The 17,419-nt window shown below is 60.6% G+C and carries 18 protein-coding genes; 10 read left to right on the top strand and 8 right to left on the bottom strand.

What is annotated here, in order from left to right:
* Positions 1-81: 81 nt before the first annotated feature.
* The 4 genes from QD461_RS02275 to QD461_RS02260 all read left to right on the top strand — a co-directional run bounded on the left by QD461_RS02275 (position 82) and on the right by QD461_RS02260 (position 4,751).
* Positions 82-2,040 (top strand): DUF882 domain-containing protein, encoded by a 1,959-nt coding sequence (locus tag QD461_RS02275; RefSeq protein WP_414086284.1) that lies wholly within the window; start codon positions 82-84, stop codon positions 2,038-2,040.
* 370 nt (positions 2,041-2,410) lie between these two features.
* On the top strand, positions 2,411-3,025 hold the full coding sequence (locus QD461_RS02270) for a hypothetical protein (RefSeq protein ID WP_414086283.1): 615 nt from the start codon (positions 2,411-2,413) through the stop codon (positions 3,023-3,025).
* A gap of 165 nt (positions 3,026-3,190) precedes the next feature.
* Positions 3,191-4,033 carry a glycosyltransferase family 25 protein gene (locus tag QD461_RS02265; RefSeq protein ID WP_414086282.1) on the top strand — a complete coding sequence of 281 codons (843 nt, stop codon included), beginning with the start codon at positions 3,191-3,193 and terminating at the stop codon, positions 4,031-4,033.
* 16 nt (positions 4,034-4,049) lie between these two features.
* On the top strand, positions 4,050-4,751 hold the full coding sequence (locus QD461_RS02260; RefSeq protein WP_414086281.1) for a polysaccharide deacetylase family protein: 702 nt from the start codon (positions 4,050-4,052) through the stop codon (positions 4,749-4,751).
* 74 nt (positions 4,752-4,825) lie between these two features.
* On the opposite strand, the gene copC is transcribed toward QD461_RS02260, so the two are convergent.
* The 5 genes from copC to QD461_RS02235 all read right to left on the bottom strand — a co-directional run bounded on the left by copC (position 4,826) and on the right by QD461_RS02235 (position 8,529).
* The gene (gene copC / locus QD461_RS02255) at positions 4,826-5,194 is read right to left on the bottom strand and encodes a copper homeostasis periplasmic binding protein CopC (protein WP_414086280.1); all 369 of its coding nucleotides are present in this window, start codon (positions 5,192-5,194) and stop codon (positions 4,826-4,828) included.
* Positions 5,195-5,290: 96 nt separating this feature from the next.
* Entirely contained in the window at positions 5,291-5,884 is a 594-nt protein-coding gene (locus QD461_RS02250; protein WP_414086279.1) for an SCO family protein, read from the bottom strand.
* Between the two features lie 49 nt (positions 5,885-5,933).
* On the bottom strand, positions 5,934-6,431 hold the full coding sequence (locus tag QD461_RS02245) for a copper chaperone PCu(A)C (protein ID WP_414086278.1): 498 nt from the start codon (positions 6,429-6,431) through the stop codon (positions 5,934-5,936).
* A 56-nt stretch (positions 6,432-6,487) separates the two neighbouring features.
* Positions 6,488-7,861 carry a PepSY-associated TM helix domain-containing protein gene (locus QD461_RS02240; RefSeq protein ID WP_414086277.1) on the bottom strand — a complete coding sequence of 458 codons (1,374 nt, stop codon included), beginning with the start codon at positions 7,859-7,861 and terminating at the stop codon, positions 6,488-6,490.
* Between the two features lie 251 nt (positions 7,862-8,112).
* Positions 8,113-8,529, bottom strand: a complete 417-nt coding sequence (locus QD461_RS02235) for a hypothetical protein (RefSeq protein ID WP_414086339.1) — start codon at positions 8,527-8,529, stop codon at positions 8,113-8,115.
* 135 nt (positions 8,530-8,664) lie between these two features.
* On the opposite strand from QD461_RS02235, the gene QD461_RS02230 reads away from it, so the two are divergent.
* The 4 genes from QD461_RS02230 (at position 8,665) to QD461_RS02215 (ending at position 13,491) form a co-directional block, all read left to right on the top strand.
* Positions 8,665-9,927 (top strand): flavin monoamine oxidase family protein, encoded by a 1,263-nt coding sequence (locus tag QD461_RS02230; protein WP_414086276.1) that lies wholly within the window; start codon positions 8,665-8,667, stop codon positions 9,925-9,927.
* A gap of 191 nt (positions 9,928-10,118) precedes the next feature.
* Positions 10,119-11,216, top strand: a complete 1,098-nt coding sequence (locus QD461_RS02225) for a branched-chain amino acid aminotransferase (protein WP_184702603.1) — start codon at positions 10,119-10,121, stop codon at positions 11,214-11,216.
* 133 nt (positions 11,217-11,349) lie between these two features.
* The gene (locus tag QD461_RS02220) at positions 11,350-12,273 is read left to right on the top strand and encodes an NAD(P)-dependent oxidoreductase (protein WP_414086275.1); all 924 of its coding nucleotides are present in this window, start codon (positions 11,350-11,352) and stop codon (positions 12,271-12,273) included.
* A gap of 168 nt (positions 12,274-12,441) precedes the next feature.
* Positions 12,442-13,491 (top strand): NAD(P)H-dependent flavin oxidoreductase, encoded by a 1,050-nt coding sequence (locus tag QD461_RS02215; protein ID WP_414086274.1) that lies wholly within the window; start codon positions 12,442-12,444, stop codon positions 13,489-13,491.
* Positions 13,492-13,681: 190 nt separating this feature from the next.
* Here QD461_RS02215 and QD461_RS02210 read toward each other — a convergent pair whose 3' ends face one another.
* The 3 genes from QD461_RS02210 to QD461_RS02200 all read right to left on the bottom strand — a co-directional run bounded on the left by QD461_RS02210 (position 13,682) and on the right by QD461_RS02200 (position 15,234).
* A complete protein-coding gene (locus QD461_RS02210) occupies positions 13,682-13,933 on the bottom strand; it encodes a DUF2312 domain-containing protein (RefSeq protein WP_004117455.1) in 252 nt (83 codons plus the stop codon).
* 172 nt (positions 13,934-14,105) lie between these two features.
* Positions 14,106-14,411, bottom strand: a complete 306-nt coding sequence (locus QD461_RS02205) for a DUF1244 domain-containing protein (RefSeq protein WP_414086273.1) — start codon at positions 14,409-14,411, stop codon at positions 14,106-14,108.
* Positions 14,412-14,439: 28 nt separating this feature from the next.
* Positions 14,440-15,234: an N-formylglutamate amidohydrolase gene (locus QD461_RS02200; RefSeq protein WP_414086272.1), complete on the bottom strand. Its 795-nt coding sequence runs from the start codon at positions 15,232-15,234 to the stop codon at positions 14,440-14,442.
* 204 nt (positions 15,235-15,438) lie between these two features.
* Between QD461_RS02200 and QD461_RS02195 the strand changes: the two genes are divergently transcribed.
* Together QD461_RS02195 and pyk are read left to right on the top strand one after the other, a co-directional pair.
* On the top strand, positions 15,439-15,927 hold the full coding sequence (locus QD461_RS02195; RefSeq protein WP_184703222.1) for a DUF1036 domain-containing protein: 489 nt from the start codon (positions 15,439-15,441) through the stop codon (positions 15,925-15,927).
* Complete coding sequence (gene pyk / locus QD461_RS02190) at positions 15,927-17,366, top strand: pyruvate kinase (RefSeq protein WP_184702612.1); 1,440 nt, start codon at positions 15,927-15,929, stop codon at positions 17,364-17,366. The genes QD461_RS02195 and pyk overlap by 1 nt, the downstream gene beginning before the upstream one ends.
* The last annotated feature ends 53 nt before the right edge of the window (positions 17,367-17,419 follow it).

The raw sequence follows: 17,419 nt of genomic DNA, 5'->3' as shown, positions 1-17,419 counted from the left end.
GTGGCATTTTTGCCATCGTGTCACCGCAATTGACAGCCATTTGGAACACGATGCGACATTGTCTGTCGGACGGGGATCGAATTGCCGAATTTGAGTAGAAATACCAAGCCTAATAGCTTGAGCCGGCTTTCTGTGTGCTCGAATCTATTCAGCAAGGTGGCCAAGGTTGCAGCCGTTGGCCTCCTTGCTTTGGCCGTTTCTACACCTGTATTCGTCAGCACTCCTTCGCAGGCGGGTGGCGAAACCCGCAGTCTGAAGATCTATTACGTCCACACCGGCGAAAAGGCCGTTATCACCTACAAGCGCAATGGCAAGTTCGATCCGGACGGTCTGGAAAAGCTGAACCGCATCCTGCGCGACTGGCGCAAGAACCAGCCGACCAAGATGAACCCGCGCCTGTTCGACCTGATCTGGGAAGCCTACCGCGAAAGCGGTTCGCACGAATTCATCTACGTGATCTGCGGTTTTCGGTCTCCGGGCACCAACGAGATGCTGCGCACGCGCTCCTCCCATACCGGCGTTGCCAAGAAAAGCCAGCACATGCTCGGCAATGCGATGGATTTCTATCTTCCGGACGTCAAGCTTTCCAAGCTGCGCGAAATCGGCATGAAGCTTCAAGAGGGTGGCGTCGGTTACTATCCGACCTCCGGCTCGCCCTTCGTGCACATGGACGTCGGCGGCGTGCGCGCGTGGCCGCGCATGGATCGCCAGGATCTGGTTCGGCTATTCCCGAACGGCAAGACGATGCATATTCCAGCCGATGGCCGGCCGTTGCCGGGCTATCAGGAAGCGGTTGCCGATTACAAGCGCCGCATGTCATCAGACATTCAGATCGCCAGCTCTTCTTCGCCTCGTCGTGGCTTCTTCGCCCGCCTGTTCGGTATCGGCGGCGGTGCGGATGAGGAAGAGGACAACGCGGAAAGCGGCGTAGCAGCGGCGCCTGTGGCTGTCGCTTCGGCTAGCCGCAAGGGCCAGCCGGCTCCGGCCGCCTCCGACGATGGCGATGATAGCGCGCCGGTTCAGGCCGAAACCAAGCCTCAGGTTCAGGTTGCCAGCGTGAATGCACCCGTTCCGCAAGTTCGCCCGGCTTTCAGCAATCAGACTGCAGGCAGCGAAGTGGCGTCAGCTCTCGTATCGCAGCCGAGCAACGATGCTCAGGCGGCGCTTGCCGCGGCTATGCCTGAAGCCAACGACCAGCCGCAATATGCCGATCTGCGCTCCTATCGTGTGCCGGTGCCTTCGTTGCTTGAGCGCCGGGCGCCCGGCGATGCCGAAGTCGCATCCGCCGAGGCTGATATGAGGGGGCAGATTGCAGCCGTTCCTCTGCCGGCGCAGCGTCCCGAAGTCGCCGAGAGTCTGCTGGCTTCTGCCAATGTCGATCAGGAAGCCATGGATGATCAGGCGGATGCGAACACGCTCTCGCCTTCGATCATCGCTGCGCTCGAACAGAGCCGGCCGGATCGGTCTGACGTCAATGTTGCCGCCGCGGTGACCCCGCCGCTCAACAATGTTGCGTCGAAGGATGAGATTGCGCAGGCGAACAATGGCGCCATTGACAACAGCGCGGCACAGGCGATCGCGTCCGTTCTGCCGCAGCAGAGGCCGGCGCAGCAAATGCCGATGCAGGTGGCCGCACTGGCGCCGATCCGCAATGAGGTCAAGGCAACCAGCCGTCGCTTCAACGATAATTTCGATGCAGCACGGCCGCAGGAGCGTCCGATCGCAGCGGGCATTCCCGCCAAGGGCGGCCGCCCGAACAAGCAGGATGCGGTCGATGCGGATGCTGGCCATGCAACGATCACGACTGCGCCGAAGCTGACGGAAAAGATGATTTCCCAGTGGGCGATCGCCAAGGCTCGCGTCGAGATCGTCAACCGTCCGGTCAAGGCGCCACGTTTCGTAAGCCCGGCACTTCGGGCCCAGCCGACGGCCGTCTATACGGATGGCTTCAAGATGCAGACAGCATCGATTGATCCGGAGCGTTTCAGCGGTTCGGCCGTGAACTTCCTTCAAGTGAAGAAGTTCAATTCGGTCGAATAGTAAAGACCGCATTCTGGCATTCAGGGAGCCCGCTTGGGCTCCTTTTTTATGTCGCTATGCCATGTAGTATTGCATGCAGCTACATCGATGCAGAAGTATCGCGGCTGAACTCTTCCAGAGCAACTGCAGCAGAAATTCTCAGTGAATTTGCGGCGAAACAAAGAGATAGAGCATTTCCGGAATCTTGTCGAAGACGGGGATGCTTTAGACAGAAGCCTCCTAGCTTAACGCTAGGCGCGCAGCGCAAATAATAACCCCAACCCATTTAGATTATTGTGCTGCTTCCGTTGCTCGGTAGTAATATTGACTTAATTTTATTTAATATTGCATAGCTGCTGCGGAAAATATCAGGGGTGAGCATTTTCAGCTTATGCGCAAGACGGCTGTTATTATCGGCAACGGAAAACTGCATCGTGATCTATCCGAGATTGTGGATAGTGCAGAGTTCACGATGCGCTTCGACGAGCCTACGGCCTCGGCCGGCATGAGTGGGTCGCGCACGAACATCCTTGTGCTTGGAGCCTCCGGCGGAACGACGCAACGCGGGTCAGCCGCCCCATCTTTCCTTGAGAGCACTGCTTTCAAGGCTGCGGAGAAAATCGTGCTTGCCTGTCATCCCGAGAGTGTCCGCAAGCCTCGCCGCAGGTTGCGCTCCTTGTCGCCCCGCGAGCGGCGTGCGGGTGACTGGGTCAAACGCACGATCGAGCTTGTCGGGACCGCCGGCAAGGAAGTCCGCATCATGCCGCCGCAGTTTTACATTGACGGCTATGCGGAGCTCGGGGTTACCGGCTGCCGGATACATCAGGCCTCTGCCAGCGCCGGTTTCTTCGGTATCCGCTACGCGCTTTCGACCCTGCCTGCCTGTGAATGGGAGGTGAAATTGTGCGGCTTCAGCTGGGAGGGAGCGACGCGCCATTCCTGGCCGGACGAGCGTCGCTGGGTCAGCGACAAGATCGCGAGCGGTCGAATCAGCATGCTTTTGTGAGGTTTGCCAATCCATCGCGAGACTACATCTCGAGATGTGTCTCCATATCGCGTCATATATCAGGGTTGAATAAAAGGCGATTTTCAGTTTTGGCTCAGTTTTGCCTAATCTCGCTTTCATTCACGGTTGCTAGAGCCTGCTTCCACAATATCGGGGTTATATTTAATGCAGAATCGCGAATTCAATCCGTCTTCAGCGATCCCGCTTGAAAGATCGCATATGGGATTCGGATTCGACAACGCTTCCAAGACGGGCGGGGCCGGCGCGGGTGAGCCGGGCCAGCCTGTCATTCGCGCCTTCGTCGTCCACCTGGATCGCGCGCGTGATCGCATGCCGCAGGTCGAAAGGCTGATGGCGCAGCTTCCGGTCCCCTGCGAAATCGTAGAGGCTGTCGATGGACGGCGGCTGACCAAGGCCGAGATCGACCGGGTCTATCGCCGCCGGCTTCATAAGCCGACCTATCCCTTCGAATTGAGCACCGGCGAGATCGCCTGCTTCCTGTCGCACCGGAAAGCGTGGGCCACCATCGTTGAGCAGGATATTGATGCGGGTCTCATCTTCGAAGACGATGTGGAGGTCGATGATCTTTTCCCGGCGGCTTTTGCGGCTGCCAAGGCTTGCCTGACAGCCGGTGCTTTCATTCGCTTTCCTTTCCGCATGGGTAAGGAACAGGGGAGAAGCGTGCTGACGCAGGGTCGGACCACTGTCATCCGTCCGGTCCGCATCGGCCTTGGCATGGTGGCGCAGCTCGTAACTCGCGAGGCGGCCGTTCGTCTGTTGGAAGCGACCGAGGCCTTCGACCGTCCGGTCGATACGTTTGTGCAGATGAGTTGGCTGACCCGTGTCTCGCCGCTTGCGGTTCTGCCCGGCGGCGTTCATGAAATCTCCTCGCAGCTCGGTGGCAGCACGATCAAGAGTAGCAGGACGCTGATGGAAAGGCTTTCCAGAGAGGTGCTGCGACCGCTATACCGTGCAAGAATTGCACTGCGTTCGCGCCGATCCATCTGACCTTGAGACCATCAACTTGCCCGTTCCTATCCTCGCATATCATCAGATTGCGGTGCCGCCTTCGGGCCGGGCGCCGTTCAGAAGCATGGTCGTCCACCCCGACGCTTTCCGCAGTCAGATGAAATGGCTGAAAAGGCTCGGAATACAGGGGTTGTCGCTGCGCGAAGCGATGCCTTACGTCACGGGCGCGAAGACAGGCAGGGTCGCCGCCATCACCTTCGACGACAGCTACCTGAACGTCTATGAGAATGCCCTGCCGGTGCTGCAGGAGCACGGCTTCACCGCAACGAATTTCGTGGTCGCCAATCAGATCGGCGGCGGCAATGTCTGGGACGTGCCGCTTGGTGTCGGACCCGCGGCTTGCATGTCAGAGGAGCAGTTGCGCCACTGGAGCAGCTTGGGGCACGAGATCGGTTCACATACGCTCGACCATGTCCACCTGCCGCATCTGGACGAAGGGGAAGCACGTCGCCAGATCTCCCAATCACGCGGCCTGCTGAAAGACATGCTCGCTGTCGAGGTTTCGTCGTTCTGCTTTCCTTATGGTGATGAAAAGCCGCTCGATCGAAAGCTGGTCCGCGAGGCTGGCTATAGCGTGGCGACCACGACGCAGCGTGGCAGGGCGCGGCCGCACGACGACCCGTTCGGCCTGCCGAGGGCGACCGTGCGACGCAACGACACATGGCTGCAATTCGTCAGGAAATGCGTGTCCGGGTAGTCGCCGGCCACGCCTGCCTCCCTGTCGAACCCATCTTGCAGAGCGGCTGTGCCAGCCGCTCTGGACATCTCGGATCAGGGCGCGACTGTGAAGCTGTAGGTGCCGTTGGTCTTGTGGCCATCCGTCGAGAGTACATGCCAGTCGACCGTGTATTTGCCGGGAGCGAGCTTGTCGCTCACGGGAACCATCAGCGTCTTGTCACTGTCCATTAGCGACGAGGCGCCTGTTTTCACCGCCTTCTTGTCCGGGCCGGTAACGGTCGCGCCGCTGAATTTCAGGTTGAGGCTCTCGGTAAAGGTGAGGTCGAGTTCCGCTGGCGCCTGCTTCACGGCGCTATCGGCGGCAGGCGCCGAGGATTTGAGGTGGGCATGTGCAAAGGCCTGCCCTGCAAGTGCGAGGCTGGCGGTCAGAGTGGCGAGAAGCAGCGTCTGCATCCGGGGCATGTGGTTTTCCTTTTGGTTGTGGGTGCCGCAGGGGCTGCGGCCGGTTTGCTGGCGACTTATGTTGCCGGGGATTTGATGCGGGCGGCCGACGGCCGTTCATTTCAGAAGGTTGCGGATCTTTTGCAATGCGACGCCATTGTCTTCGCCATAGGCGATCAGGCCGCGAAGATTGCCGCCGTCGTCGACGAGCAGAACCGAGGCGGTGTGATCCATCGTGTAATCTCCGCCGGGAGAAGGCACCTTCTTGGCATAGATGCGCCAAGCCTTGACGGCCTTCTGCATTTCGGCGGGATCGCCGGTGATGCCAGTGATGCGATCCGTGAAGTTGCCGGTGTATTTGTGCATGACTTCAGCTGTGTCGCGTTCGGGGTCCACGGAAAAGAAATAGGCCTTCAGCCTGTCCGCCTCGGGACCGAGCGCCTTGAACCAGCCGGCCATCTCGAAGAGCGTCGTCGGGCACACATCGGGGCAATGGGTATAGCCGAAGTAGATCAGCGAAGGATGGCCCTTGAGCGCCTGTTCCGTGATCGGTTGGCCGCGGCCGTCGATCAGATTGAACCGTCCGCCCATCTGGTTCCCCGCTGCCGTTGCCGGCGGGATGAGGCTCCAGGTGAAATAGGCGATCAAGCCGCAGACTCCGAGCAGGAAGATCGTCAGGATCGCCGGGATGGACCATTCTCTGGCGAACATCGGTTTCTCCCGTCTCTTGTGAAGGGAGACGCGGCTGGCGCTACGTCGTTCATTCAGCTGCGTTGGCATGGTCGCCTCCAATGTCGGCCTTCTTGGCAATCGCCGACCCGACGGCGAAGTCGACATCGATCGATCCGGCCTTTTCGAAGGTCAATCTCGCCCGGATCGTTTCGCCCTGCTTGAAGGGGACGATGACATCCATGAACATGACATGGTAGCTGCCGGGCTTCAGCTGGACGCTCTTGCCAGCTGGGAGAGCCAAGCCGCTTTCGAGCTTGCGCATCGCCATGACGTCCTTGTCCATTTTCATTTCATGGATCTCGACCTTGGCCGCTCTCGATGATGTTGCGGAGATCAATCGGTCGTCTGTCTTGCCGCTATTGGTGATGGTCATATAGCCCCCGCCGACCTCGGCGCCCGGCACCATGGCGCGGGCGTACGGGTTGGCGATCTTGAGGCTTCCAAGCGTTATGTCGGCGGCGCAAGCCAACCCCGGAGCGGCGACGCAGAGGCTGGCGGCAACGAGAGAGCTGATAAATCGGTTCATGGTCGGTTTCCTCTGGAGATCCGGGTGCTGCGCGGCAGATGCTGCCGCGCCGCCTTTCATGAGAAGAACCGCTTCAGCGGCGGTACAAAACGAAGGATGGTCTGGTCGAGCAGCAGCATCACCACGATGGCGAAACCGGTCAGCGGAAAGGCCGCGCCGAAGACGATCGCGATCAGCCACAGGCCGATATAGACGGACCTCTGCGGCGGCATGGGCGGCACGCCGAGGCGGCCGGTCGGCCGGCGCTTCCACCACATCATGACGGCGGTGATGCAACTGAGGATGATGGCAAGGCAGGTCGCCAGCATCAGCAACTGGTTGAAGAGGCCCCATTCCTGTCCCTGATGGACGTTGATGCCCCATTCGATCGCCTTGCCGAGCGCCGGATATTGATCGAAGGAAATATCGACCAGCGGTTTGCCGGAGTACTGGTCGATATGAACGGTGCGCTCCTTGCCGAGATCACCGAAGTAGTGGCTGGCGGTGTAGACGCCCGTCTCGTCCATCGGGATTGCCAGATCTGCGCCGGCGATCATTCCCAATCCGTGCATGATGTTGACGGCTTCATTCAGGCCGATCGGCCGGGCCGATTGAACTGAAGCCGTGTTGGAAAGCGGAACGGGAGCGTTCTCGACGATCCAGCCGGCGCGGCTGACGACATCCTGTGTCACCTTCGTCGATTTCGGAACGTCGTCCCAGACCGCCGCCGGCGTTCCCAAGTCGTTTGCCGTCAGCCAGGCGTTGACATTGGCGCCCCAATAGCCGGACCAGGGCATGCCCGTGAATGCCAGGAAGAAAATGAGGATGCCGGCGATCGCGCCGGTCACGGCATGCAGATCGCGCCAGAAGACGCGGCGGGATGGAGTGCCGCGAACCGTCAGCACGCCGCCCGTCTGGCGCCGCGGCCACCAGAGATAGATGCCGGTCACAACAAGCATCAGGGCGAAGCCGCCGACGATTTCGATGATGCGATTGGTCCAGGTGCCGAAATATTCGAGACTGTGGATGCGTTTGACGACCCAGCTGAACTCCTGCTTGGAGCCGACCGAGCCGAGCACCTCGCCATTGTGCGGATTGACGTAGACGAGCGTCGATTGGCCCGCCTTCGACACCGTTACCATGGCGGAGCGGTCTCCCGCGGCAGCCTCGCGATAGGATGTCGCTTTGGCGCCCGGCATTGCCGCCAGCGCCGCGTCGACGATCTTCTGCGGCGGGAGCGTGAAGCCGGTGTCGGCGACGATGTGGCGATGAGCATAGAAGGTGTCGGCGATCTGATCCTTGAAAAGATAGATGGACCCGGTGATCGCCAGATTGAGCAGGAAGGGAATGACAAGCAGACCGGCGAAGAAATGCCAGCGCCAGATCGCGCGATAGAGTGAGATATTGTCGGCTGCGACGGCACTCGGCTCGGTCGCGGTGAAGGCAGACATGGGGGACTCCCCGAAGAGGCGGCGGCGCGGAATGATCCAGTCTGAGAGAGGAATGCCTATCTGCGGGGGAGACGCGGCCGCTCCGGTCACTGCCCTTGCCGATGTCACCTTAGGAGCCGCTATGAGCGCTCCATCAAGCTTCGAGACATCGGCGGGAAGGGCACCTTACCCGCAGCCGGCACGACTAGCGCTCGTGCATGGTCCGGCCGCCATTGACGACAAGCGTCACGACATGGGCCGGGACGCAGGGTTCAGGCAAAGCTTCGCAGGGTGGGAGGAGCGCGTGGGCCGCTATTGGGCGGATAAAGCTGGCGGTGGAATGCCTCGTTCTTGGCAACGACGACATCGTCACGGACAAAGGCGAGATGCTCGCAGATGTCCGTCGGCGGGGCAGGGAGCAGGGCGGCTGCGGAAATGCGGCATGCTTCGCATCCCGGCATATAGGCCTTGCTGTGCTCCTTGCCGTCAGGCGTCCTTTCGGTGACGCAGATGATCGGCAGTGTTCCATCCGGCAGGCGGTATTGAGCGAGTTCGAACGGGGTGGGTTCGGCTGCTGCCGAAACGGCGGGGCGGTGGGCAAAGCCGACGGACAGCAGAGCGACGGCGCATAGAATGCGCACCAGCCACTGCGTTGTCCCAAAGGTTCGCTTCCGCACGTTTGCCCCCATTATTGTCCAAAGCAACTACGACATTCGGAGCCGCATCTCAATGCGGCAATTTGGTATGCACAGCCGCAGTGCCGTTTACATGGCGCGCGAAGGTCAGTTACAGATCGTCAGGCGCGTGTGCGAAAAGGAAATGGAATGCCCAGCGTATCCTGGAGGGGCGGCGAAGTTGACGTCGCCGTGATTGGCGCCGGCGCTGCCGGTGTCGGTGCTGCCCGGCGCCTGCAGTTGCTACAGCCCGATCTTTCCATCGTGCTGCTCGAAGCTTCCGATCGTGTCGGTGGGCGGGCGCGAACGGTCCATCCCTTCGGTGCGAATGGCGCGGCACTCGATCTCGGCTGCGGCTGGCTGCACGGCGCGCGCGGCAATCCCTGGACGAAGATTACCGAAGAGATCGGCCTGACGGTCGATCGCACGCCGGCCCCTTGGAGCGACGGCGGACGGCAATTCGAGCGCGGCGACCCTGATATGAAGGCGGCCGCAAGCGCGGTGGCTGACTTTTTCGAGCGGGTCGACGACTATGATGGAGCTGGTGACACCGATCTCTCGGCCATGTTGCCCGCGGACGAACCGTGGCGCGAAAGGATCTACGCCCTCGGCGCATTCATGACTGGTGCGGAATTACCCAAGTCTTCGGTCATCGATCTCGGCCGCTATGACCCCGGTTCCGGCCCGGACTGGCGCGTCCGCGAAGGCTACGGCACGCTTGTCGCCACATATGGTCTACCGGTGCCGACCATTCTTGGCGTTGAGGTCAACCGGATCGACCATAGCGGCGCGGATCGTCTTGTCATTTCGACAAGCAAGGGTGAGCTTAAGGCAAGGGCGGTTGTTGTCTCCGTCTCCACCAATGTCCTTGCCGCAGAGCGGATCGCCTTCTGGCCGCCGCTGCCGGAGAAGATCGAGGCTGCTTCGCGTTTGCCTCTCGGGCTGGCCAACAAGCTTTTCATCCAGACCTCCGAGCCCGGCATGTTCCCCGAGGATACGCATGTCATGGGGTCGCGGCAGGATCGCCGCACCGGCGCCTATCAGCTGCGGCCGTTCGGCGCGCCTGTTATCGAGGCCTATTTCGCCGGGGATCTTGCGCTCGATCTCGAACGGCAAGGCAGAGAAGCAGCCTTTGACTTTTCGGTGGAGCAACTGAAGCGCGTCTTCGGTGGGGGTATCGGAGCGAAACTTTCGCCTCTCGTCGCGTCTGCCTGGGCGAGCGAGCCCTTTGTCGGCGGGTCCTATTCCTACGCTGTTCCCGGTGCCTCCGACCTGCGCGGCGTGTTGGCCGCGCCCCATAATGATCGCCTTTTCTTTGCCGGGGAAGCTTGTTCGCGGGCTCGGTACTCGACGGCGCATGGCGCCTACGAGAGTGGTGTGCTTGCGGCGGAAGCGGTAGCGGGAGCGCTTTGATACGGGGCCGACGGAAGGCGCGACAGGCTGATGGGCGAAAAATAGCGATTCCGGTCGAAAATTTATCTAAAGCGCTCTTAAACTTGCGCGGCAACAGGCGTAAACGCAATCAAATACCACCCGATTTGGTTTAATTCTTCTTTCGGGAGATCGGCGGCCCAAGCCGCAACAAATGAAGCATTGGAGGAGCCATGAGTAACGGCGACGCACTTACGTTCGACATTCAGAAAAATTCGAGCCCCGCAACGGCCAGCGAGCGTGAAGCTCTGCTGCAGAACCCGGGCTTTGGCCGCGTATTCACCGATCACATGGTGACGATCCGCTATTCGCAGGATCGCGGCTGGCATGGCGCCAAGATCGAAGCGCGCAAGGCGCTGGCTCTCGATCCGGCGACCGTGGTGCTCCACTATGCGCAGGAAATCTTCGAAGGCATGAAGGCCTACCACCTGCCTGACGGCGGGGCAGCGCTCTTCCGCCCGACCGCCAACGCGCAGCGCTTCCACAATTCGGCCGAGCGTCTGGCCATGCCGCCGCTGCCGGAAAAGGTCTTCGTCGAATCCGTCCGCGAACTGGTCAAGATCGATCGTGAGTGGATCCCGACCGCAGAGGGGGCATCGCTCTATCTTCGGCCGTTCATGATCGGTTCGGAATCCGCGCTCGGTACCCGGCCGGCCACGGACTACCTTTTCTGCGTCATCGCTTCGCCGGTTGCCTCCTATTTCAAGGGCGGCGCATCGGCTGTCACGCTCTGGGTTTCGGAGAATTATACCCGCGCGGCTCCCGGCGGCACCGGTGCAGCTAAGTGCGGCGGCAACTATGCTGCAAGCCTTTCCGCGCTCGCCGAAGGCCAGCGTGAAGGCTGCGATCAGGTCGTGTTCCTCGATGCCGTCGAAAAGCGCTGGATCGAAGAGCTTGGCGGCATGAACATCTTCTTCGTTTTCGACGACGGCTCGCTGCAGACGCCGCCGCTGACGGGCACCATTCTTCCGGGCATCACCCGCGACTCGCTGATCAAGCTCGGACGCGACATGGGCCTCACGGTTCGCGAAGAGCCCTATTCGATCGAGCAGTGGCAGGCCGATGCGCAGAGTGGGCGCCTGCGCGAATCCTTCGCCTGCGGTACTGCGGCAGTCGTTACGCCGATCGGCAAGGTGAAGGGCCGCAAGCACAACTTCACGATCGGCGATGGCAATGCCGGGGCTACAACGCTCCGTCTGAAGGCCGCGCTGACCGATATCCAGTTCGGCCGTGCGCCGGACAAGAACGAGTGGCTGGACCGCCTGTTCTAAGCGGAAAGTCCTTGATCCGCGTCAATTTCACCGGAGCTCGATAGACATCCGGCGGGAACTCAAAAGGGGCCCTCCCGCCGGGCCCTGACATCTGAGATCGCATAGTTACCCGAAAACCATCGGAGTTGTTGTGATGACAAACGTCAGTGAACGTCCCGGCGGCGAGCCGGGCGAGGAGATCGGCTTTGTCGGTCTCGGCGTCATGGGCCAGCCTATGGCCCTTAATCTTGCAAGAGCGGGCACGAAGCTTGTCGTTTGGAACCGGTCGCCGGCAGCGACCGACCCGCTGCGCGAGGCTGGCGCCAGCGTCGCGGAAAGCGTCGAGGAAGTATTCGAGCGCGCCCGTATCGTCATCCTGATGCTCATCAACGAAGCGGCGCTGGACACCGTTTTGCAGCGCGGAGAGCCGGGTTTCGCGAAGCTGGTTGCCGGGCATATCGTGGTTTCGATGGGATCCAACCCGCCCGAATACTCGCGCGGTCTTGCTGCCGATATTCTTGCTGCCGGCGGCCGCTATGTCGAAGCGCCGGTTTCGGGCTCCAGGAAGCCGGCAGAGACGGCGCAGCTTGTCGCATTGCTGGGGGGTGATGCCGAGACGGTCGAAGAGGTAAGGCCGCTGCTTGTGCCGATGTGCCGCGAAACGATCCTGTGCGGTCCGGTCGGCAATGCGCTGCTGATGAAGCTGGCGGTCAATCTCTATCTCTGCACGATGCTGGCCGGACTTGCCGAGGCGGCGCATTTTGCCGAGCGGAACGGGCTCGATCTTTCGACTTTCCAGGCGGCCATCGGCTCCGGGCCTATGGCGAGCGATCTGACCCGCGTGAAAATTCCGAAGCTTGTCGCTCGGGACTTTTCAGTGCAGGCGGCGACTGCGGACGCATTCAACAGCACAAATCTGATCGCGCAGGCCGCCCAAGTTGCCGGGACGGCGTCGCCGCTGCTCGACCTGTGCCGAACGCTTTACGGAGAAAGCGTCGAACTCGGCAATGGCCGGCTTGACATGATATCGGTGGTTGCGGCGATCGAGGCACGCACCGCGGCGCTTGGTCGCTCCTGACGCGGGTGAACGCGTTGCGGAATCTGTAACCTATTATAAATGCTTGTCTTTCGTAGTTTTCGGACAAAGAGGTGCCTTGCCCATATCCTGAAATTGCTTTGGCAAACTGGCGGGCAGCGCCTATGTTGAGTTGAGATTCAAACAGACATTCCTGAAAGGAACATGGACATGTCTGCCCTTACGGACAGTGATCTTTTTCAAAAACTTGGCTTGAAGCATCCCTTGATCGTCGCGCCGATGGCGGGCGGTCCTTCCTCGGTCGATCTCGTGGCGGCCGCTTCGGCTGCGGGTGCGCTCGGCGCCATGGGAGGCGCCTATTCCAACGCCGCCGCGATCGAGACGTTTGCAGCCCAGGTGCGCCAGCGAACCGACAAGCCATTTTCGATCAATCTGTTTATTCCGCACTCGATCCCCGAAGTCGCTGCAGATCGGGTCGAGCGCGCTATCGAGGCGACCGCCGGATATCGCCAGGAGTTGGAGTTGCCATCACCGGAACTTAGCCCTCCTTACGAAGAGGATTTCGGCCCGCAATTCGAGGCGGTGCTGCGCCTCAAGCCGGCATGTTTCAGCTTCGTCTTCGGCTTATTGTCTGCCGATCATGTGCGCGAGGCGAAGAAGGCGGGTATTCCGCTAATCGGCACGGCGACGACGCTTGAGGAGGCGAGGGCGCTCGAAGACAGCGGCGTGGATGCGGTGACGCTGCAGGGCTTCGAAGCGGGCGGGCATCGCGGCATTTTCGGTGTCAAGGCTGCCGACCCGGAGATCGGCATTCGTGACCTTCTGGCGCAATGTGCAGGCACTATCCGCGTGCCCCTGATTGCGGCCGGCGGCCTTATGACCGCAGAGGACATACGGGCTGCGCTGAAGGCTGGCGCGCGAGCGGTGCAGATGGGGACGGCGTTCCTCGCCTGTACTGAAGCCGGGACATCGGCACCCTATCGCAAGAAGCTTCTCGAAACATCGGAGCGCAGGACGCGGACGACACGCGCCTTCTCCGGCCGCTTCGCTCGCGGCATCGAAAACCGGTTCATGGACGAAATGGACCGAAAGCCGGAAGGGATTCTTCCCTTTCCCGCGCAGAACAAGTTCACGCGTGACATGCGCGGCGCTTCGACCGCACAGGGATCGCCGGACTTTCTGTCTCTCTGGTCGGGAACCGGCAAGGGCGAGCTCTGGCAGGGCAAGGCTGCCGACCTGATCGAGCGCCTTTTTGCATAGAGCAATTCCAGGAAAAGTGCGCAGCGGTTTTCTGTCCGGAATCGCGTAACAACAAAGGGATAGAGCGTTGTCGCGTTTCGAGGAAAGGCGGAGAGGTTCTGGCGACGCTTTGTCTCTCTCGTGAGGGCAAAAAGAAAGGAGCCGGCAAGCCGGCTCCCGATCATCTCGCAAGGCTGTCGAAAGCCTGCGATTATTCCATGCCAAGGGCGGCCATGTAGGTCTGCAGGATGGATTCTTCTTCCAGGCGCTCGTTCGCGTCCTTCTTGCGAAGGCGGATGATCGTGCGGATCGCCTTGGTGTCGTAGCCGCGGCCCTTGGCTTCGCCCATGACGTCCTTGATATCGGAGGCGATCGCGGCCTTCTCTTCTTCCAGGCGCTCGATACGCTCGATGAATTGGCGCAGTTCGGCTGCCGCTACGTTCTCGACGCTATTCTCTTCCATGCACTTCTCCTAAAGGGTCCTAGAGGGTCGCTCGAAGCCGGTCGCAAATGGGATCGGTGGCTCAACCGATGCTACACTTCGCTTCAGGGCCTGCGCGGTATTTCGAATTCGATCGGGCAGTTGACGTGCCGCGAATGGCGCGCAAGGTCAAGCCGGATTGGTGAAGGGAGCGTTAATCTTTCGGCTTGTTCTGCTCGAAAGCGGCTTTTTGCACAGGCGAGGCCTCTTTCTGATGCTGGTTCTTCCAATCCTCATAGGGCATGCCGTAGATCATCTCGCGCGACTCGTCCTTGCTGACGGGCAGACCTGCCTCTTCGGCTGCTTCGCGGTACCAATTGGACAGGCAGTTGCGGCAGAAGCCGGCGAGATTCATCAGGTCGATGTTCTGGACATCGCTGCGTTCGCGCAGGTGCACAACGAGGCGGCGAAAGGCGGCAGCCTCGAGTTCGGTTTCTTGTTCTCTGGTAAGTGCGGTCATCTCTGTTCTCCTCGGTTCGCTCGCCGCCTCATGCCTCGTAAGGACCGGTGCGCGAAGGATAGCGTTTGTATTCGTGCAGGGCTGGATCGGCATTGATCTGTGCGAAGATCGGTGCCAGCCGGTCGGCCCATTCGGTAACCCCAGCCTCGTCGCCGATCAGATCCTGGCGGACCTCCAGCAGCGCATGCGGAATGCCTTTCATCATGCAATGGCGGAACATGGTGTCGTTGCGCAAGGCGCCGTCGTAAGGCTCGTTGTCGCCAATAACGAGATCGGTATCGGCGCCAAGCTTTGCAAGAAGCGGGACTACGGCACGCTCGTCGCTATCCCAAAGAACGGCTGCGTGCCAGGGACGCGGCACGCTCTTCCATGCCGGCGTGAAGGAATGCATCGAGAATATCAGGGGTGCTTTGCCCGTCGCCTCGGCCACTGCGGAAATCGTCTCGTCGACCGCCTTGTGATAGGGTCTGTGGAAGGCCTCTATACGGTAGCTCCACTCTTCATCCGAGATCGGGTGGTTGCCTGATATGATCGCTCCGTCGGAGATCTTCATGATCAGCGTCGGGTCGTCCTCGCCGCGGTTCGGATCGATCAACAGGCGGGAAAAGCCGCCGAGCACACCCGGCACGTCCAATCGCCCGCAGAGATGGCGGCACAGGCTTTCGATGCCGATATCGTAGGCGATGTGGCGCGAAAAAGCAGCCTCCGGCAATCCCAGGCGGCCGTAACGCTCGGGCAGATGCCGCATGGCGTGATCCCCGAGAATGACCATGCCTTTGTCACGATTGCCCGATATGATTTCGAATGATGCGAAGTTGGTCATGCGGATTGTCGATTATTAAAATTTTCAACTCTTTGTTTGATTGCATGCGCGGATGGAAGGTGCAAGGTTTGCAACGTCCGTTGGATGGCGAGCGGCGCATGGTGCCGTCACCATCCCGTGAAGAAAATATAATCGATTAGAGTTGCGTTGACATTCATCGGATGGCAGCGCAAGAAGACGCAACAACGAATAACCGGGAGCCAATTGGAAGCCGTGTCCAGCCAAGTCGCGCCACGTTTCGTTAAGCGGTCAGGTCCGCTAGCCCGAATCGCCTTCCTCATTCTCGCTGTAGCAGCGCCGTTCTTTTTCATGCCGAATGCGGCTCGCGCCGATTTCCGAACTTGCAACGGAACACAGAACCTCGTTGGCGTGGCAATCGGCTATAGGGCCAAGGAAGGCTGGGTAACGGAAGGCTGGTGGCAGATTCCGGCCAATACCTGCGCGACCCTGATCGAAGGGCCTCTCCAATCCCGCTATTATTATCTCTACGCAGAAGATGCGGCTCGTGGCGGCCGCTGGACCGGCGATGTCGAAATGTGCGTGGCGGAAAACGAATTCAAGATCCCAGGCGTGAAGGACTGCTATGCGCGCGGCTACCAGAAGATGGGATTCAAGGAATACGACACGGGGCGTCAGGCGAGCTGGATGGTTCAGCTCTCCGATACCCCGGGCAGCCAGGAAAGCCAGAATTGATGAAACGCAACAGAAAAGTCAAAATCCTCGCAACGCTCGGTCCGGCATCCTCCTCCGAAGAGATGATCCAGAAGCTTCATGAGGCCGGGGCGGACCTGTTCCGCATCAACATGAGCCATGCCAGCCATGATGTGATGCGTACGCTGATCCAGCGTATTCGCGCCGTCGAGAGCCGCTGTGGCCGTCCGATCGGTATTCTCGCCGACTTGCAGGGTCCCAAGCTGCGCGTCGGCAAGTTTGCCGACACCAAAGTCGACCTGAAGCCCGGCCAGACTTTCACGCTCGACAATCAGGATATCCCCGGCGACAACACGCGTGTCTATCTGCCGCATCCGGAAATTCTGGAATCGGTGCAGCCCGGCCATCGCCTGCTGATCGATGACGGCAAGCTGGCACTGCGTGCCGAGAAGTGCGACGGCAAGAGCATCGTGACCACGGTCATTTCCGGCACGAAGATCTCCGACCGCAAGGGCGTCAGCCTGCCCGACACGCTACTCGGCGTCGGCGCGCTGACCGAGAAAGACCGCATCGACCTCGATGCTGTTCTCGCCACCAATGAAGTCGACTGGGTCGCACTCTCCTTCATCCAACGCCCGGAAGACCTCACGGAAGTCCGTAAGATCTCGCATGGTCGCGTCGGTCTGATGTCGAAGATCGAAAAGCCGCAGGCTGTCGAACGCATCGAGGAAATCATTGAACTTTCCGACGCGCTGATGGTCGCGCGTGGTGACCTTGGCGTTGAAATGCCGCTGGAGTCCGTTCCCGGCATTCAGAAGCAGCTGATCCGCGCTTGCCGCCGTTCCGGCAAGCCGGTGGTCGTCGCCACGCAGATGCTGGAATCGATGATCTCCGCGCCGGTCCCGACCCGCGCCGAAGTGTCCGACGTTGCAACTGCCGTCTTCGAAGGCGCCGATGCCGTTATGCTCTCGGCCGAATCCGCTTCCGGCGACTATCCGGTCGAAGCCGTTTCGATGATGGCGTCCATCGCCGGTACCATCGAGCGCGAGCCGCATTATCCCGGCATCATCTATGCCCAGCGCGCTTTGCCTGAGGCAACCGGTGCCGACGCGATTTCGCTTGCCGCCCGTCAGATCGCCGAGACACTGAAGCTCGCCGCGATCGTTTGCTACACCTCGTCCGGGACGACGGGCATGCGCGCCTCGCGCGAGCGTCCGCAGGTCCCGATCCTGGCGCTGTCGCCGATCATCCAGACGGCTCGCCGTCTTTCCGTGGTCTGGGGGCTGCACTGCGTGGTCACGCACGATGCGACCGACCTCGACGACATGGTCAACAATGCTTGCCGCATCGTCGCCGACGAAGGTTTCGGTAAGCCGGGCGACCGCATCATCATTTCGGCCGGTGTGCCGCTTGGCACGCCGGGCGCGACCAACATGTTGCGCATCGCCTATATTGGTTCCGACGGCCAGTCGGGCGTCTGATTGCCGACATAAGATACTGGCTATGGCCTGAAATATGCGGACCCGCCTTCTAA

Source organism: Rhizobium sp. BR 314, from assembly GCF_047445805.1.
GTDB lineage: Bacteria > Pseudomonadota > Alphaproteobacteria > Rhizobiales > Rhizobiaceae > Rhizobium > Rhizobium lusitanum_B.
This window is presented reverse-complemented; position numbering and strand designations above follow the sequence as displayed.

Bases quoted from the DNA above. Each gene is read 5' to 3' on its own strand.
- QD461_RS02245 (WP_414086278.1), bottom strand. From the start codon at position 6,431: ATGAACCGATTTATCAGCTCTCTCGTTGCCGCCAGCCTCTGCGTCGCC.
- copC (WP_414086280.1), bottom strand. From the start codon at position 5,194: ATGCCCCGGATGCAGACGCTGCTTCTCGCCACTCTGACCGCCAGCCTC.
- QD461_RS02250 (WP_414086279.1), bottom strand. From the start codon at position 5,884: ATGTTCGCCAGAGAATGGTCCATCCCGGCGATCCTGACGATCTTCCTG.
- QD461_RS02235 (WP_414086339.1), bottom strand. From the start codon at position 8,529: ATGGGGGCAAACGTGCGGAAGCGAACCTTTGGGACAACGCAGTGGCTG.
- QD461_RS02220 (WP_414086275.1), top strand. From the start codon at position 11,350: ATGACAAACGTCAGTGAACGTCCCGGCGGCGAGCCGGGCGAGGAGATC.
- QD461_RS02200 (WP_414086272.1), bottom strand. From the start codon at position 15,234: ATGACCAACTTCGCATCATTCGAAATCATATCGGGCAATCGTGACAAA.
- QD461_RS02205 (WP_414086273.1), bottom strand. From the start codon at position 14,411: ATGACCGCACTTACCAGAGAACAAGAAACCGAACTCGAGGCTGCCGCC.
- QD461_RS02225 (WP_184702603.1), top strand. From the start codon at position 10,119: ATGAGTAACGGCGACGCACTTACGTTCGACATTCAGAAAAATTCGAGC.
- QD461_RS02265 (WP_414086282.1), top strand. From the start codon at position 3,191: ATGCAGAATCGCGAATTCAATCCGTCTTCAGCGATCCCGCTTGAAAGA.
- QD461_RS02270 (WP_414086283.1), top strand. From the start codon at position 2,411: ATGCGCAAGACGGCTGTTATTATCGGCAACGGAAAACTGCATCGTGAT.
- QD461_RS02215 (WP_414086274.1), top strand. From the start codon at position 12,442: ATGTCTGCCCTTACGGACAGTGATCTTTTTCAAAAACTTGGCTTGAAG.
- QD461_RS02210 (WP_004117455.1), bottom strand. From the start codon at position 13,933: ATGGAAGAGAATAGCGTCGAGAACGTAGCGGCAGCCGAACTGCGCCAA.
- pyk (WP_184702612.1), top strand. From the start codon at position 15,927: ATGAAACGCAACAGAAAAGTCAAAATCCTCGCAACGCTCGGTCCGGCA.
- QD461_RS02240 (WP_414086277.1), bottom strand. From the start codon at position 7,861: ATGTCTGCCTTCACCGCGACCGAGCCGAGTGCCGTCGCAGCCGACAAT.
- QD461_RS02230 (WP_414086276.1), top strand. From the start codon at position 8,665: ATGCCCAGCGTATCCTGGAGGGGCGGCGAAGTTGACGTCGCCGTGATT.